The organism is uncultured Stenotrophomonas sp. (genome assembly GCF_913778665.1).
In the GTDB taxonomy this organism is placed as follows: Bacteria; Pseudomonadota; Gammaproteobacteria; order Xanthomonadales; family Xanthomonadaceae; genus Stenotrophomonas.
The window spans coordinates 391,655-407,829 of sequence record NZ_CAJYVQ010000012.1; the positions used below are offsets into that span (position 1 = coordinate 391,655).

Consider the following 16,175-nt stretch of genomic DNA (forward strand, 5'->3'; position numbering starts at 1 on the left):
AACACCGACGGGAACATCGACTCTACCGGGACTGTCGCTACGGCATCCGGTAATGGCCGATGATCGTGTGCTGGAACAACAGGTTCTCCTCGTGCGTGCCGCGCGCGATGTTGTGCAGCACCAGCGGGGTGCCATCGGCCAGCCGCCGGTCGGAGACGATGCCGACATGCAGCAGGCCGTTGCCATTGAGATTCCAGGCCACGATGTCGCCGGCGGCGTAGTTGGCAGCAGAGCCTGTGATCGGTTGCTGCCATCCCTGCCGCTCGAACCAGCGCATCAGGTTCGGCACGCGGCGATGATCGATGTTGCGGTCCGGTCGTGACAGCCCCCAGATCGCCGGATAGGCACTGAAGTTGTCGCGCATGTCTTCATGCACGCGTGCCTGCAGGTCCAGGCCCAGATCGCGCAGGGCGCGCACCACCACGTCGGTGCACACGCCGCGATCCAGTGGCACGTCGCCGCCGGGATAGGCCAGCACCTGGTAAGCAGGATCGTAGCGGGTGGTCACGCCGATCTGCGCGCGTGCGGCAGCCACCAACGGCGGCGAAGGCACCTGCGGTTGTGCCGCCGGGTGTGCGGCGTTTTCCGCGGTTGTCGGCGCCGGAGACGAGGCGGGCTGGCAGCCGCTGGCGACTGCCAGTGTCAGCAGCAGCACCGTCCCTGGTGCCCGGCCCGCGCGCATCATGCCTGCGGCGGGGCGCCGTTGTTGCCTGGGCCTGCGGAGCCACCTCCGCCACCCCCGCCTCGACGGCGGCGGCGACGCGGTCCACGGTTGCCCGGATTGGCCGCGGGCGTGTTGCCGCCGCCGTGTTCCTTGCCCTGCAAAGCCGCCGCCGGCCGCTCGTGCGCCGGGCGCGCCGGCGGACGTGCATTGGGAACCGGCGCCGGCACATCGCGGCCTGGCACCTGCACCACGCGCAGTTCGTCGGTGTCCAGCTGCAGCGCGGTCAGCTTGCCGCCCCACACCGCACCGGTGTCGATGGCGTGCACGCCCTGGGTGATGGTCAGGCCCAGCGCGGACCAATGACCGCAGACAACCTTGAGGTCACGCTCGACGCGGCCCGGCACTTCGAACCAGGGATACAGCCCCTGTTCCTGCGTGCCCGGCGTGCCCTTGTCCTCGATGCCGATGCGTCCGCGCGGGGTGCAATAGCGCATGCGGGTGAGCACGTTGATGATCGCGCGCGAGCGGTCGTAGCCGGACAGGTTGGGCGCCCAGCTCGGCTTGTCGCCGTACATGTTGCGGAACAGCTTGCGATAGCCGGCACCGTGCAGCTGCGCTTCGACTTCGGCCGCGTGCTTCTCGGCCATCTGCGTGGTCCACTTCGGCGCAAGGCCGGCGTGCACCATCATCCAGCCCAGCTCGCGGTCCACGTGCACCAGCTTCTGCAGGCGCAGCCATTCGAGCAGTTCGTCGCGGTCTTCGGCCTGCACGATGCGCAGCAGGTCCGGGTTGACCTTGCGCTGTTCCTCTTCGGTGCGCGCACCGACGGCCAGCAGTGACAGGTCATGGTTGCCCAGCACCACCACGCTGTGTTCGCGCAGCGAGTGCACCAGCCGCAGTGTTTCCAGCGACTGGCCGCCGCGGTTGACCAGGTCGCCGCAGAACCACAGGGTGTCCTGCGCCGGGTCGAAACGGATCTTCTCCAGCAATCGCTGGGTGACGTCATAGCAGCCCTGCAGGTCGCCGATCGCCCACACACTCATCGTTCGGCCTCCGTGTCAGTGCAGGGTGCGCGGGATGGCCAGCACGAAGGGTGCGACCGGCGCGGCAAATTCGGTGCCGTCGTCGGCGACCATGTCGTAGTGGCCCTGCATGGTCCCGTGATCGGTCGCCAGCATGACACCGGACGTGTAATGGAAGTCTTCACCGGGACGCAGCCTCGGCTGCTCGCCGATCACCCCGTCACCATCGACATGCTCGACGCGACCGTTGGCATCGGTGATGCGCCAGTGGCGTGCGACCAGGCGTGCGGCAACCCGCCCCTGGTTGTGGATGCGGATCGTGTAGGCGAACGCATAGCGGCCGTCTTCCGGCGCAGATTGATCGTCGAGGAAGCGCGGCGCGACTTCGACAGAGATGGCATAAACGTCAGCGTTTTCCATACCGGCAGTGTAATCAGGAGGCATTGGCCAAAGCGATGAATTCGGCCACGTCCAACTGTTCGGCGCGGGCATCGGGACGCACGCCGGCAGCGATGAACTGCTCGGCGGACACCACAGTGTTCAGGGCGTTGCGCAGGGTCTTGCGGCGCTGGCCGAAGGCGGCCTTGACCACGTCGGCAAAGCGCTTGTGGTCGAGGATGTTGATCGTGGCGGGGTCGCGCGGCACCAGCCGCACCACGGCCGAATCGACCTTCGGCGGTGGCCGGAACGCACCCGGTGGCACCACGAACAGCGAGGTCACCTGGCAGTACGCCTGCAGCATCACGCTGAGGCGGCCATAGACCTTGCTGCCCGGGCCGGCGGCCATGCGGTCGACCACTTCCTTCTGCAGCATGAAGTGCATGTCGCGGATCACCGCGGCGTGCTCCAGCGCATGGAACAGGATCGGCGAGGAGATGTTGTAGGGCAGGTTGCCGACCAGGCGGATCGGCTGGCCGGCGGCCAGTTCGGTGAAATCCACGCGCAGCACGTCGCGGTGGACGATGGTCAGCTCGCCCAGCGGTTCGGCGGCGGCAGTCAGCGGTGCGATCAGGTCACGGTCGAACTCGATCACCGTCAGTTTCGGATGCACGCGCAGCAGCGGCAGCGTGATCGCGCCCTGGCCGGGACCGATCTCGACCAGGCGGTCACCGTCTTTCGGGTTGACCGCCATGACGATCTTGTCGATGTAGTGGCGATCGGCCAGGAAATGCTGGCCAAGCTGCTTCTTGGCCGGGGCGGTGAACACCGGGCCGGAGGGGGAATGCGGGGAATTCATGTGCTCAGTGTACGTTGCCGCGCCAGCTGCGCACACAGCGCCGTGGCTGCCTGCAGGCTGGAGGGATTGGCGATGCCGCGGCCGGCCAGGTCCAGCGCGGTGCCATGGTCCACCGCCACGCGCGGGTAGGGCAGGCCCAGGGTCAGGTTCACCGCCTGCTCGAAGCCGGAATACTTCAGCACTGGCAGGCCCTGGTCGTGGTACATCGCCAGCACGCTGTCGAAACCGGCCAGCTTGGCCGGCAGGAACGCGGTATCGGCCGGCAGCGGCCCGACCAAGTCCATGCCTTCGGCGCGCAGACGCTGCATCAGCGGGATGATCAGGTCCAGTTCCTCGCGACCGAGGTGGCCGTCTTCACCGGCATGCGGGTTCAGGCCCAGCACGGCGATGCGCGGCGCCGGCAGGCCGAATTCGCGGCGCAGCGCGGCGTGCAGGGTGCGCAGTGTGTGTTCCAGGGCGGGGGCGGTGATCGCATCGGCCACCTCGCGCAGCGGCAGGTGGGTGGTGGCCAGAGCCACGCGCACGATGGTGTTGGCCAGCATCATCACCACCTTGACCCCGGCCTGTTCGGCCAGCAGCTCGGTGGTGCCGCTGTAGGCGATGCCGCCCTCGTTGATGACCGCCTTGTGCACCGGGCCGGTCACCACGCCGTGCAGTTCACCGGACAGGCAGGCCTGGCCGGCGCCCAGCAGGGCGCCGATGACAGCGTGGGCATTGGCGGGAGCGGCTACACCGAAGCGGCTGGGTACGGGATTGGCGACCACACGCAGGCGCAGGTCGCCGGGCGCGCGCGCTTCGGCATCCTCGGGCAGTAGTTGCAGCGGCAGGTTCAGCGCGACGGCGGCCGCGCGCAGGGTGTCCGGGTCGGCGAAGGCCAACAGCCGGCAGTCTTCACGCGGCTGCTGGACCAGGCGGACACACAGCTCCGGACCGATCCCGGCGGGCTCGCCCGGTACCAGAGCGAGCTCGGGGCGCATCGGTCAGGACTGCGGCGGCGTGGCGGTGTTTTCCGCGCGGTCGCCGCTGCGGAAGCTGACGTAGGCTTCGCCACGCAGTTCCTGCAGGAAGCGGTTGTACTCGTCTTCCAGCTTGCGGCGGCCGATGGTCTCGCGCACCTGGGCACGCTGGTTGTCGTTGGTCACGTCGGTCTGGCGGGTTGCCACCCGCTGCACGATGTGCCAACCGGCATCGGTACGGAACGGCTGGCTGACGCCGCCGTCCTGGATGCCGGACACCTGCTGGCCGAACGCCGGGCCGAATGCGTCGGCCGGGAACCAGCCCAGATCGCCGCCTTGGCCCTTGCTGTTGTTGTCCTCGGAAGATTCCTTGGCCACGGTCTGGAAGTCCGCGCCACCGGCGATGCGGGCGCGCAGGGTATCGATCTTGGCCTTGGCGGCCGCGTCGGTCTGGTGGTCGTCCACGCGCACCAGGATGTGGCGACCGTGGTACTCGGTGACGGTGTTGGCGCCGGCACTGGCGCTGGCATCACGCACTTCCACCAGCTTCAGCAGCTGGAAGCCGCTGGGGCCGCGGATCGGGCCGACCACTTCGCCGGGCTTCATCCTTTCCATCATCTGCGCGAAGGCCTGCGGAATTTCATCCAGGCTGCGCCAGCCGAGGTCGCCGCCTTCCAGCGCGTTGGGGCTGTCCGAATAGCGGACTGCGGCTGCATTGAAGTCCAGCTCACCCTTGTCCAGCAGCGCCTTCACGCCGTCGGCCTTCTTCTGGCCGGTGGCGATCTGGTCAGCGTTGGCGCCGTCGGGCAGGGCGATCAGGATGTGCGCCAGGTGATACTGGTTGCCGATCGTGGCCTGCTGCTTCAGCGCGGCATCCACTTCGCCCTCGCTGACGCTGATGCGGCTCTGCGCGAAGCTCTGGCGCAGGCGCTGCACGGTGATCTCGTCACGCACCGACGCCCGGAAATCATTGAAATCGATGCCGTCATGGGCCAGGCGCTGGCGCAGGGCGTCCAGGTTCGAGCCGTTCTGCTGGGCGATGGTGTTCATCGCCTGGTTCAGCTCCTGGTCGCTGACACGGATGCCGCTGCTCTGCGCGCGGGCCACCTGCAGCTTGACCAGCACCAGGCGCTCGAGCACCTGGCGGCTGAGCACGTCTTCCGGCGGCAGCTGGTTTTCACGGCCGGCGTACTGCGCCTTGATGTTGGCGATCGCACGCTGCAGTTCACTCTGCAGGATGACGTCCTCATCGACGACAGCGGCGATGCGGTCAAGCGCCTGCGCCTGCTGGGCAAACACCTGCAGGGGGGCGGACACACTGGACACCGCCAGCAGCGAGGCGAGAAGAACGGGGAAGCGCTTGGTCATGGGATCAGATTCGGATCGTAGTCATCCCGGGTCGCCCCGGTGTTGCTGGGCGGCACCAGATAGAGGTCGTCGCGGTTGTAGCCGAGGATAGCACGGCGCAGCGTGCGGTCCGTGTCCTGGCCAATGGAGCTCAGGCCCTTCAGGACGAACTCCACCTGGATGGCGTTGTTCATCTCGCCCTCGCGGTTGCGCACGTAGCGGCGGGCAACGGCGCGCACGGCCAGGCAGCAGCTGTCCCACTGCACGCCCGCGATGATTTCCAGCGGTTCCTTGTCCTGCAGCGAGTAGTAATAGCGGCCCACCAGGCTCCAGCGCGCATTCAGCGGGTACAGGAACGACAGGTCGGCCTGCTCCAGCAGGGTGCGGTCATGCTTGTTGGCGCCGGGCAGGGCGCCGGCATTGATGCGGTAGCGGTAGCTCAGGTTGACCACGCCATCGTTGGGCATCAGGTAGCGGGCACGGACGCTGGCCAGATCCTCGCGCTTGTACTTCGGGTCCCACTGGTAGGTGGCGCCCAGGGTCCAGCGGTCGTTGATCATGTAGTTGCCGTCGGCGATCCAGGCCGACTTGCCCTTTTCCACCGGCTCACCGCCGGGGGTGACGGTCACCCGCGACTCATCGAAGTACTGGATCTGGCCGATCGAGGCCGAGAAGCGCTCCTTGCCGGTGGTCTGGTCGATGAAGCGGGTGCTCAGCGCCAAGGTCAGCTGGTTGGCATCGTTCTGGCGGTCGGCGCCGGTATAGCGTGAATCGCGGAACAGCTGGCCCCAGCTGAAGGTGAAGTCACGCGTATCGAAGATCGGCAGCTCGTCCTGGTTGCGGTACGGCGTGCGCAGGTAGAACAGGCGCGGCTCCAGAGTCTGCAGGAACGACTTGCCGCCGATGCGGGTCTCGCGGTCGAAGAACAGGCCGGCGTCGATGCTGCCGATCGGCAGGCTGCGGCTGGGCGAGGTGTTGCCGCGCAGCTGCTCGGGCGTGGCCGTGGCCGGGTCGATGCCCTGCGAGCGCAGGATCTGGGCCTGGATGCCGTTGACGCCGTCAACCAGGCCGCGATCGAGCTGGTAGGCGGTGTAGCGGTAGGCCAGGGTCGGGGTCACATACCAGGCTGCGCCGCTGATCGGGAACGACACATACGGCTTCACGTCCAGTCGCGAACCACCGCTGACACCCACGCCGGAGGTGAGCTGCTGGCCCGTCCGCGTGTATTGCAGATCCTCGCCGGTGCCGACGGCATTCTTGAAGTTGATGTCGTCGTGGGTGAAGCGCACGGCTTCGGCGTAGATGCCGGTTTCCAGCCATGAACGGACCGGCTTGTCCCAGTTGAAGTACAGGCGCGGCTGGCGGTTGTAGGGCAGGGCGCGCTCGTCGAGGGTGTAGTCGGTCAGCTGCCAGCGGTCGGCCATGATGCCGGCCGTCCAGTTCTTGCCGGTGCCGTACAGGCCGACCGTGCTCTGCAGGTTCGACGCGGTCACGCCGACCAGGCGGTTGGCGAAGTCCTCGACATAGCGCTCGTCGCTGACCCAGGCCAGGTTGGCGCGGGCCTGCCAGTGGCTGTCCACGTTGTGGTAGCCGCTGAACATCACCCGGCCGCGGTCGCGATCGCGCAGGCGGTCGTTGGGAATGAAGGAGGTCAACACCTCGCCGCGGCCGCCGTTGTAGAGGTAGCGGAACTCGTTGTCGAGCAGGATGCCGCGCCGGCTCATGTAGCGCGGGGTCAGCGTATCGTCGTAGTTCGGCGCCAGGTTGAAGTAGATCGGCTGGGCGTAGTCCACGCCGTTGCGCCCTGACATGCCCAGCTGCGGGAACAGCAGGCCGGTCTTGCGGCGGTCATCGATCGGGAACTTGAAGTACGGTGCCCACAGCACCGGCACCTTGCCGATGCGCAGCACGGCGTTGCGCGCGGTGCCGAAGCCTTCGTCGTTGTCCACTTCGATCTGCGGCGCCGACAGCTTCCACACCGGCTGCGAGGGGTCGCAGGTGGTGTAGGTGGAGCGGTGCATCTGGCCGACCGCACCCTGCAGATCAACCGACTCGGCATCGCCGTTGCCACGGCGCGACACCAGCTGGTACTTGATGTCGGTGATCTTGTGGGTGTCGCTCTCCTGGTTGCCCTCGGCACGCTTGGCGACCATCCGGATCGACCCGTCCTGGTAGCGCACATTGCCGTCGGCGATGTAGTTGCCGGTCTCGGTATCGAAGCTGAGCTTGTCGGTGCCGACGAACTGGTCGCCCCGGCGCAGCGCGACGTTGCCCTCGTACTGCGGCACGGTAGTGGTGCCCAGCAGCTGGTCGCCCTCGATGTCGGTCGGCTGCTGCTCGCGCGCGGCAGCGGCGACGGCCTTGTCCTGGCCGGGAACCGGGGTGGGGGCGTCGGTGAACGCGGGAATGACGTCGGTGGCCGGGCACAGGCCCCAGTTGAGCGGCTTTTCATCGGCCATCGCCGGCAGGCTGATGGCGATGCTCAGAGGCAGGGGAAGCAGGCGGAGGGCTCGGCGCACGCGGTTCGGATTCGGGCGAAAACGACCGGTAGCTTGCCCCATCCCTTGCATAGGGGCAATGAAGGCCGTCCAGGCCCGCCGGTTCGGGTTCATCCGGCAGCGCCGCCGGTGGCCGGTGAAATCAGTGCCTGGATATGGGCCACGCTGCACTCGGCGAGCGCTTGCAGGTCGTAGCCACCCTCCAGCATCGAGACCACCCGGCCGGCCGCGTGGCGGCGGGCCAGCGCGTGCAGCTCGCGGGTGATCCAGCCGAAATCGTCGGTCTCCAGCATCAGGTCGGCCTGCGGGTCGCGCAGATGGGCGTCGAAGCCGGCCGAGATCAGCAGCAGCTGCGGGCGGAAGTCATCGATGGCCGGCAGCATCTCGTCGGCCCAGACATTGCGGAAGCGGAAACCGCCACTGCCGGGGGGCAGCAGGATGTTCATCAGGTTGCCGGCGCCACGGTCGCGGCGCAGCCCGGAATTGGGGAACAGGCCGGCCTGGTGGGTGCTGTAGTACGAGACCCGGGCGTCATGCTGGAAGATGTCCTGGGTGCCGTTGCCGTGGTGCACGTCGAAATCGACCACCGCGATCCGCTCCAGGCCATGACGGTCGCGGGCGTAGGCGGCGGCGATGGCGATGTTGTTGAGCAGGCAGAAGCCCATCGCGGTGCTGCTGGTGGCATGGTGGCCCGGTGGGCGTACCGCGCAGAACGCCAGCGGGTCCTCGCCCAGCATCACCGCATCGACCGCGGCCACTCCGGCACCGGCGGCATGCACGGCGGCGCTGGCCGAGCCCGGCGAGGTCCAGGTGTCCATGTCCAGCTGGCGCAGCGGCGCGGTCTGCGGCTGCAGCACGAAGTCGAGCAGGGCGCTGTCGTGGACCCGCGTCAGTTCGCCGAACTTGGCCGGCGGCGCTTCGCGCCATTCGAGCTTGCCGGGGAAGGCTGCGTGCAGCGCATCGAGCACGTGCTGCAGGCGTTGCGGGCATTCCGGATGGCCGGGGCCGGGGTCATGCAGCAGGCAGGACGGATGGGTATAGACCAGCATGGTGCCGACTCAGCGCTGGCGGTGCTGTGGCTGCCACAGCGCCTCGCCGTGGCCATCGACACGCGCCAGCACGCGCGCCAGCACGAACAGCAGGTCCGACAGACGGTTGAGGTACTGCAGGGCCTCGCTGCGCACGCTTTCGTGGCGTGCCAGGGTGACCGTCTCGCGTTCGGCGCGGCGGACGATGGTGCGGGCCAGGTGGCAGCGCGCGGCCGCCTCGCCACCGGCCGGAAGGATGAACTCCTTCAGCATCGGCAGGCTGCCGTTGTACTGGTCCAGCTGCTGCTCCAGCGCCGAAACATCGGCGGCGTGGATCGCGGCGTGGCCGGGGATGCACAGTTCGGCGCCGAGGTCGAACAGCTGGTGCTGCAGGTGTACGACCAGGCCGCGCACGTCGTCCGGCAATGGGACCGCCAGCAGCAGGCCAAGTGCGGCATTGGCCTCGTCGACGGTGCCGTAGGAGGCGACGCGGGCGTCATCCTTGGCAACGCGTTGGCCGTCGCCGAGGCCGGTGCTGCCGTCGTCGCCGGTGCGGGTATAGATGCGCGAGAGGCGATGACCCATACGGCTCAGTGCCGGATGTCGCGGCGGGCCTGCTGGAGCTTCAACACCTGCTCCACGGCCAGCTGCAGGGCGGCGGCCAGCGCCACGTAGATCGCGGTGGTGCGCAGGTACGGGCCGAACCACTGGACATAGTTCTGCGCCCAGCCGGCCAGGGTCGGTTCGGCCACGTTGCGGCTGGTCCAGTAGAAGCCGCCCTGTGCCAGCAGATGGCAGACCGCCACCGAAGCGACCAGCAGCAGGGCGCCCTTGGCCAGCACCGGCCAGCGCGCGCTCTGGTAGTTGCGGCCCAGCAGCATGCCGCCGGCCCACAGCGAGAAATAGGCCGGCAGCAGCAGCCAATAGCCCGGCGACACGCAGTAGTGCTGCCAGAAATCCAGGCCACTGCTGCGGATCACGATCCAGTCGACCAGCACCGCGAACACCATCAGCAGCGGGAACGCCCAGCGCGTCCAGCGCGCCAGGTAGAAGCCACCGATGAAGAATACGGCCCAGGAAGCATCGGGGATCGCCGCAAAGTGGTTGACGCGCGTCGCCGCCAGCAGCAGGACCAGCACGGACAGGACGAAGGCGCGGTTGACGGTGTCGGACATGGCGGCGGGCCAGGAGCGGATTCAGGTTTCATTCTAGCCCGCCGCGCGGGTTGGCGCAGAGCTGCCCCCGTTGGGCCTACAGTCGGGGCGAGCGCGTATCATGAATGCATGAGTGAACGACATGACGTGCTGATCGTCGGCGGCGGCCTGGTTGGTGCCAGCCTGGCCATTGCCCTGGACCGCCTGGGCCGTGACGTTGGCCTGCTTGAAGCCAGCCCGGCCGGCGAGCTGCCGGCGGTGTTCGACCAGCGCAACCTCAGTTTCGCCGCGGCCACCGTCAACGCGCTGACCGCGCTGGGCGTGATGCAGAAGCTGGCGATGACGCCGGGCCCGATCCAGCGCATCCATGTGAGCCGTGCGGGTGATTTCGGCCGGGTCCAGCTTGACGCGGCCGACTACGACCGGCCGTGGTTCGGCCAGGTGGTGGTGGCACGCGATTTCGGCCAGGCGCTTGAAGCGCGCCTCCAGGAACTGCCGCGCCTGCGCCGTTACCGGCCGATGCGGTTCCTGGGCTTGGGCGAGGTGATTGATGGTTACCGCCAAGTGCGGGTGGCCGACGAAGCCGGCGAACGCGTGCTGTTGGCACGGCTGGTGGTCGGTGCCGATGGCACCCGCAGTGGCGTGCGCGAAGCGCTGGGCATCGAGGTGGATCGCCATGACTTCCGGCAGACCCTGTTCGTGGCCCGCGTGCGCAGCCAGCGCGCGCCGGATGGCACCGCCTGGGAGCGCTTCACCGACACCGGCCCGACCGCCCTGCTGCCGCGCGGCGACCGTCACTTCGGCACCGTGCATGGCGTCGCCCGCGATCAGGCTGACGCGGTGATGGCGCTGGACGATGCGGCGTGGCTGCAGCGGCTGCAGGATACGATCGGCTGGCGTGCCGGCCGCCTGCTGGAATCCGGCCCGCGCAGTGCCTATCCGCTCATCCAGGTGCTGGCACGCGCGTTGATCGGTGAGCGCACGGCGCTGCTCGGCAATGCCGCACAGACCATTCATCCACTGGGTGCGCAGGGCTTCAACCTGGGCCTGCGTGATGCGCTGACCCTGGCCGAACTGCTGGAGGATTGCAACGACGATACCGGCGGCGATGCGCTGCTGCAGGCCTATGTGGCCCGTCGTGAGGAGGACCGCCGGCAGACGGTGGCGTTCTCCGGCGGGCTGGCACGGCTGACCAGTAACCCGGCACCGCTGCTGCGGCCGCTGCGCAGTCTCGGCCTGGTCGCCGCGCAGCGCGCCTCGGTGCAGTCGATGCTGGTCGGTGGTGCGATGGGCTTCCGTGGCGAAGTGCCACGGCTGTGCCGTGGAGAAACCGCATGAGCCGGCGCGCGCGCCTGGATGTGGCCGTTGTTGGCGGTGGCGTGGTCGGTGCGGCCTGTGCACTGGCGCTGGCCAACGCCGGGTTGTCGGTCGCGCTGGTGGAGGGCCGCGAACCGGCGCCGTGGCAGGCGGCACAGCCGGACCTGCGGGTGTTCGCCTTCGCTGCCGACAACGTGCAGCTGTTGCAGCGTCTCGGGGTGTGGCCGGCGATCGCGCAGGCCCGTGCCTGGCCGTACCGGCGCATGCAGGTGTGGGATGCGGCCGGCGGTGAGGATCTGCTGTTCGACGCCGATCGCTTCGGTCGCCGCGAACTGGGCTTCATCGTCGAGAACGGCCTGCTGCAGGATCGCCTGTGGGCGGCGCTGCCGGCGGCCGGCGTACAGCTGCACTGCCCGGCGCGGGTGGATGCATTGGAGCAGGACGAGGACGGTGTGCGCCTGCGCCTGGATGACGGTCGTCGTCTCGAAGCGTCGCTGGCCGTGGCTGCCGATGGTGCCGAATCGACCCTGCGCCAGCTGGCCGGGATCGAGGTCGAGCGCCACGACTACCACCAGCGCGGCGTGGTGGCCTATGTCGACAGTGAACTGCCGAACCAGGCCACGGGCTGGCAGCGCTTCCTGCCGAGCGGGCCGTTGGCGTTGCTGCCGGTGGCCCAGCGGCGCAGCTCGATTGTCTGGACGCTGCCGGAAGACGAAGCCGCACGCGTGCTGGCGCTGGACGAGGACGCGTTCAACCGCGAACTGACCCGCGCATTCGCCGCGCGCCTGGGCGGCCTGCGGCTGGCGTCGCCGCGCGCGGCGTTCCCGTTGCGCCGGCAGCTGGCCCGGCACTATGTGGCCGGCCGCGTGCTGGCACTCGGCGATGCCGCGCACGTGGTGCATCCGCTGGCCGGGCAGGGCGTGAACCTGGGGCTGCGCGATGTCGCCGCCCTGCAGCAGTGGCTGGCGCCGTCGGCTGCGCGCCGTGGCCAGCCGCGCCTGTCGCCGCAGCGCCTGCAGCGCTGGGCCCGCGAACGGCGCAGCGACAACCACATCGCGGCCTACAGCTTCGATGCGATCAACCGCCTGTTCTCCAACGACGAGATGCACCTGACCCTGGCCCGCGGCCCCGCACTGGGCTGCGTGGGCAAGTGGCCACCGCTGGTGCAGGCGTTCTGGAAACGTGCCGCTGGCGTGTAGCGGGAAAACAAACCGCACGACGTTTCGTGCATCGCTGGCGTGTTGCCAACCACGGGACGCCACTCTGGGTTGGCACCTGCCCAGAGCGGGCGCCGCATGGGCTCAGTAGATCCACGCCATGCGTGGATCAAGATCGCGACGGTGGATCAATCGACCAGCCAACCCGCCAGGTCGTCACGGTCAAGCTTGCCGCGATGCTTGCGGTCCAGCGCGTTGAATTCGTCGGCCAACGCCGGATTGGCCTGTGCTTCCTCGCGGCTGATGAAGCCATCGCCGTTCACATCCAGCGCAGCGAAGTGGATGCGGTACTGGCCGATCACGCTGCTCGGTTCCAGCGAACGCACCGTCACCTGCGCCTCGCCGGCGGGCTGTGCAATGTCCACACTGCCGGTGACCCGGCCAGCGCCCAGCGGCTGCTGGCGGATCGCGCCACCGGTCGGGCCCAGCGGCTGGCGTTGTGCGGGCGTATGCGGCAACGGCTGGGCCATCGCCGGGGTGGCTGCCAACAAGGTAATCAGCATGGTGAGCGAGTGGTATCGCATGGTTCCGTTCCCCGGTAGCGCCGGGCCACGCCCGGCGGATGCAATGGGTTCAGCGCAGCGGCGAAGCCAGTACGGTGATCTCTTCGCGGTCGTGGTACAGCTGCTTGGCACGCACCACCAGCGGCTTGCCGGCCTGGTCCTGGAACAGGTCCAGGCACAACCGGGTCTCGTCCCAGCGCTTTTTCATCGGTAGCTTCAGGTTGAAGATCGCGTGCCGGCACCAGCCTTCGCGGAACCAGGTGGCCATGCGCTCGGCCACGCGGCGCGGCTGCTCGACCATGTCGCAGACCATCCAGTCCAGCGGCTGCTCAGGGTGCCAGTGGAAACCATCGGCGCGCAGGTGCTCGACCAGGCCGGTGTCCAGCACATGCTGGCGCAGCGGGCCGTTGTCGATGCTCAGCACCTGCATGTGCTGGCGGGTCAGCACCCAGGTCCAGCCGCCGGGCGCAGCGCCGAGGTCGGCCGCGCGCATGCCGGGCTTCACCAGCGCTTCGCGTTCTCCCGGCGCCAGCAGGGTCAACAGCGCTTCGTCCAGCTTCAGTGCCGAGCGCGAGGGTGCTTCAGGCAGCAGCTTCAGGCGTGGAATGCCCAGTGCCCACGGTGCGCTGTCGGCCGGGTCGGCGATGCAGACGAAGGCGTGGGTGCCATCGACGAACACCACGTGCAGGCGCGGCAGGCGGTTGTTCGGTTTGTCGGTCAGCTTGCCGGCCTTGCGCAGCGCCGGGCGCAGCGCGTTGCCGAAGGCGCGGGCCAGGCCGGACAGCGGCTTGCCGGCGTCCGAGTCCGGATGTTCCACCCACAGGTCACCGAAGCGCGGTGCATCGGCCAGCACGTCCAGCATCGGGGTGATGCGGTCGGCCGGGTCCAGCTGCGGCAGCTCGGCCAGCACCACCAGCTTCTGCCGCGCGAAGATCAGCTCACGCCAGCGCAGCTGTGCTGCCAGTGCAGCGGCTTCGTCGCACATGAACAGCACGTAGCCGTCATTGCGCTGGGTACGTGCGTAGCCGGCGAAACCGGCTTCACCGGCACGGAACTGCAGCTCGCCGGCCAGCTCGGGCTCGAAGCCCTGTCGGCACAGGCACAGCAGGCCGATGCCGGTTTCAGTAACGGGCGCCATCGCTTTCCCCATAGGCACGCAGCACGCTGCGCGCGGCGTCGCGGCTCAGGCCCTGCACGACTTCAATGCCGCGCTTGTTGAGCTCGCCGACCCAGTCCGCCGGCAGCGGGCCTTCATCGAACGGAGTCAGTTCCTCGACGTCGGCCGCGTTGGCGCCGATCAGCAGGCGGTCGATGCCGGCCCACACAGTGGCGCCGTAGCACTGGCAGCACGGCTGCGAGCTGGTGGCCAGGGTGACCGGCGACAGCACCGCGTTCAGACGCGGGGTCTGCAGGCGCTGCTGGGCCAGCATGTACGCCATGTTCTCGGCGTGCGCCAGCGAGGTCGCGTGCGGCATCACCCGGTTCACGCCAGCGGCGATGACCTTGTCATCCGGGCCGAACACCACGGCGCCGAACGGGCCGCCACTGGCGTGTTCGACGTTCAGCCGCGACAGCTCGATCGCCAGCGCGACCTTGGCCTCATCGCCCGGATATCGACGATCCAGGTCGATCTGGTCGTGGATCCAGGCGGGAAGGGTCAGGTGGACTTGCGCGTACAGCATCGCGGGGGTGCCTCGTGTGGAATGGGAAAAGTGCGGTTGCTTGGGAAACCGGCGCGCAGTGTAGCCGCACCGGCCTGTATCGGGTGTGGGCGCGGGTCAGCCGGGTGAGCCGGTGCGGATCACCACGTACTGCTTGCGGAATTCCAGCCCGGCCTGCGGCCAGCTGGCCGCGTAGGCGCGCAGCAGGGGCAGGGCGGCTGCAAAGTCGTGGCCATTGACCCGGCAATCGGCCTCGCACAGGCCGTCGGCATCGCGCGAAGCGAACAGGCGGATGGCGAGGAACTGGCGCGCCTTCAGCAGGTCGTCGAAGGCGTCCATGCTCTTGGTGAACAGGCAGCAGGGGCAGGAACCGTGGTCGTCCTCGCGGCAGGTGGAGGCATCCACCTCCTGCGCGCGGTAGTGCGCCAACGGCCCCAGCACCACGGTGCGTTCGTGTTCCTCGCCGTCGTCGCTGGCCGGATAGGTCAGGCCCATCATCGGCATGCCCTGTGCGTCTTCGGCGCCGATCGCGGTCTGCAGGGTCGCCAGGTCCACCCGCACCCAGGTCTGGAAGCCAGACTGCAGCGACGCCTGCTCATCGGCACCGTTGGCGTGCTGGTACTCGAACAGGCCATCGGCGAACAGGGTGGGGTGCTGCGCCTCGATGACCGTGGAGGTCTGCCAGCCACCGTTGTCGCGCGCGTGTGCCGCCATCGCATGCGGGGTCAGGCGCAGGCCGCTGTCCAGCAGCAGCGCGCCGCCGTCGACGCGGCTGGCGATGCCGGCGTCCTGCAGGACCTGCTGCAGCAGCGGGAGGAGGGCGGTGGACGTCGTGGTCATGTCAGGCCTCTGGATGGATCGGGTGGAGCATCCAGGCCGGGCCTGGTGCTAGTGGTCGAGTGCTTCGCGTTCTGCGCGATATCGCCGTGCGTCGGACTGCTGCTGCGGATCGTTGCCATGATCACGCAGCCAGGTATCCAGTTCACGGCGATAGTCCGCGCGGAAGTCGGCGTTGCCCGGGCTGAAATGCAGCTTGCGTGCAGCCACCTCCACCCGCTCGCGCGCGCTGGCGCGGGCCTGCGCGATGCCGTGTGGCGATTCATCGGTGAGGATGACGAAGTTGCGCGGGAAGCCCGGCGTGTACTTCACCACGAATGGCTGGTCCTGCGCCGGGATGCGGATCGCGTTCTCCAGCGGCCATAGCGAGGCGGTGTTGGTATGGAACACCACCTCCACGTCGCGGCCCTCGGCGGTACGCAGCACCGCTTCGTAGCGCCAGATGTACTGTTCGTTGAGCGTGGAATTGGTTTTCTCGGCCTTGACGATGACCGCTTCACCACGCTCGCCTGCCGCATTGAGGAAGGTGGCGTTGAGGAAGCTGCCGAGGAAGATGTTGAGCATCGCCAGCGGGAACACCACGATGGCGTAACCCGGAAAACGCCGCCACCACGAGACCAGCCCGGCCAGCACCATCGCTGCAAAGAACGTCAGCAGCGGATGCTGCGAGATGAACCAGAGCAGGGCGGACAGGGCGGTGATCATGGTCACGGTCGTGCGGGCGCCGCGCGGGC

General features: G+C 68.4%; 16 protein-coding genes and 1 pseudogene. 2 read left to right on the forward strand and 15 right to left on the reverse strand.

Annotation, left to right across the window (positions count from 1 at the left end; all coding sequences use genetic code 11):
- Positions 1-37: 37 nt before the first annotated feature.
- The 10 genes and pseudogenes from QZ853_RS19430 to QZ853_RS19475 form a co-directional block, all read right to left on the reverse strand.
- Entirely contained in the window at positions 38-685 is a 648-nt protein-coding gene (locus QZ853_RS19430) for a DUF1287 domain-containing protein (protein ID WP_295578490.1), read from the reverse strand.
- Positions 682-1,707 (reverse strand): symmetrical bis(5'-nucleosyl)-tetraphosphatase, encoded by a 1,026-nt coding sequence (locus QZ853_RS19435; protein WP_295578497.1) that lies wholly within the window; start codon positions 1,705-1,707, stop codon positions 682-684. Before QZ853_RS19435 ends, QZ853_RS19430 begins: the two co-directional genes overlap by 4 nt.
- 15 nt (positions 1,708-1,722) lie before the next feature.
- Entirely contained in the window at positions 1,723-2,106 is a 384-nt protein-coding gene (gene apaG, locus QZ853_RS19440; RefSeq protein ID WP_295578505.1) for a Co2+/Mg2+ efflux protein ApaG, read from the reverse strand.
- 13 nt (positions 2,107-2,119) lie between these two features.
- On the reverse strand, positions 2,120-2,923 hold the full coding sequence (gene rsmA, locus QZ853_RS19445) for a 16S rRNA (adenine(1518)-N(6)/adenine(1519)-N(6))-dimethyltransferase RsmA (RefSeq protein ID WP_295578513.1): 804 nt from the start codon (positions 2,921-2,923) through the stop codon (positions 2,120-2,122).
- Complete coding sequence (gene pdxA / locus QZ853_RS19450; protein ID WP_295578520.1) at positions 2,920-3,900, reverse strand: 4-hydroxythreonine-4-phosphate dehydrogenase PdxA; 981 nt, start codon at positions 3,898-3,900, stop codon at positions 2,920-2,922. The genes rsmA and pdxA overlap by 4 nt, the downstream gene beginning before the upstream one ends.
- An 18-nt stretch (positions 3,901-3,918) precedes the next feature.
- Positions 3,919-5,247: pseudogene (locus tag QZ853_RS19455) on the reverse strand (peptidylprolyl isomerase); the annotation flags it as partial.
- Positions 5,244-7,745 (reverse strand): LPS-assembly protein LptD, encoded by a 2,502-nt coding sequence (gene lptD, locus QZ853_RS19460; protein WP_295578533.1) that lies wholly within the window; start codon positions 7,743-7,745, stop codon positions 5,244-5,246. The pseudogene QZ853_RS19455 and the gene lptD, both read right to left, overlap by 4 nt.
- A gap of 89 nt (positions 7,746-7,834) precedes the next feature.
- The gene (locus tag QZ853_RS19465) at positions 7,835-8,773 is read right to left on the reverse strand and encodes a histone deacetylase family protein (protein ID WP_295578539.1); all 939 of its coding nucleotides are present in this window, start codon (positions 8,771-8,773) and stop codon (positions 7,835-7,837) included.
- A 9-nt stretch (positions 8,774-8,782) separates the two neighbouring features.
- Positions 8,783-9,337, reverse strand: a complete 555-nt coding sequence (locus QZ853_RS19470; RefSeq protein WP_295578557.1) for a cob(I)yrinic acid a,c-diamide adenosyltransferase — start codon at positions 9,335-9,337, stop codon at positions 8,783-8,785.
- 5 nt (positions 9,338-9,342) lie between these two features.
- Positions 9,343-9,927, reverse strand: coding sequence for a hypothetical protein (locus QZ853_RS19475; protein WP_197582582.1), 585 nt, complete (start codon positions 9,925-9,927; stop codon positions 9,343-9,345).
- A gap of 108 nt (positions 9,928-10,035) precedes the next feature.
- Between QZ853_RS19475 and ubiH the strand changes: the two genes are divergently transcribed.
- Positions 10,036-11,244 carry a 2-octaprenyl-6-methoxyphenyl hydroxylase gene (gene ubiH / locus QZ853_RS19480; RefSeq protein WP_295578572.1) on the forward strand — a complete coding sequence of 403 codons (1,209 nt, stop codon included), beginning with the start codon at positions 10,036-10,038 and terminating at the stop codon, positions 11,242-11,244.
- Positions 11,241-12,422, forward strand: coding sequence for a UbiH/UbiF family hydroxylase (locus QZ853_RS19485; RefSeq protein WP_295578579.1), 1,182 nt, complete (start codon positions 11,241-11,243; stop codon positions 12,420-12,422). Before ubiH ends, QZ853_RS19485 begins: the two co-directional genes overlap by 4 nt.
- Positions 12,423-12,568: 146 nt before the next feature.
- Here QZ853_RS19485 and QZ853_RS19490 read toward each other — a convergent pair whose 3' ends face one another.
- The 5 genes from QZ853_RS19490 to QZ853_RS19510 all read right to left on the reverse strand — a co-directional run bounded on the left by QZ853_RS19490 (position 12,569) and on the right by QZ853_RS19510 (position 16,146).
- The gene (locus tag QZ853_RS19490) at positions 12,569-12,964 is read right to left on the reverse strand and encodes an EF-hand domain-containing protein (protein ID WP_295578584.1); all 396 of its coding nucleotides are present in this window, start codon (positions 12,962-12,964) and stop codon (positions 12,569-12,571) included.
- Positions 12,965-13,013: 49 nt separating this feature from the next.
- Positions 13,014-14,081 (reverse strand): 23S rRNA (cytidine(2498)-2'-O)-methyltransferase RlmM, encoded by a 1,068-nt coding sequence (rlmM, locus tag QZ853_RS19495; RefSeq protein WP_295578591.1) that lies wholly within the window; start codon positions 14,079-14,081, stop codon positions 13,014-13,016.
- Positions 14,065-14,625: a nucleoside deaminase gene (locus QZ853_RS19500; protein ID WP_295578598.1), complete on the reverse strand. Its 561-nt coding sequence runs from the start codon at positions 14,623-14,625 to the stop codon at positions 14,065-14,067. The genes rlmM and QZ853_RS19500 overlap by 17 nt, the downstream gene beginning before the upstream one ends.
- Positions 14,626-14,721: 96 nt before the next feature.
- Positions 14,722-15,444 carry a DUF6348 family protein gene (locus QZ853_RS19505; protein ID WP_295578605.1) on the reverse strand — a complete coding sequence of 241 codons (723 nt, stop codon included), beginning with the start codon at positions 15,442-15,444 and terminating at the stop codon, positions 14,722-14,724.
- Between the two features lie 48 nt (positions 15,445-15,492).
- Positions 15,493-16,146 carry a hypothetical protein gene (locus tag QZ853_RS19510; protein ID WP_295578612.1) on the reverse strand — a complete coding sequence of 218 codons (654 nt, stop codon included), beginning with the start codon at positions 16,144-16,146 and terminating at the stop codon, positions 15,493-15,495.
- Positions 16,147-16,175: the final 29 nt, after the last annotated feature.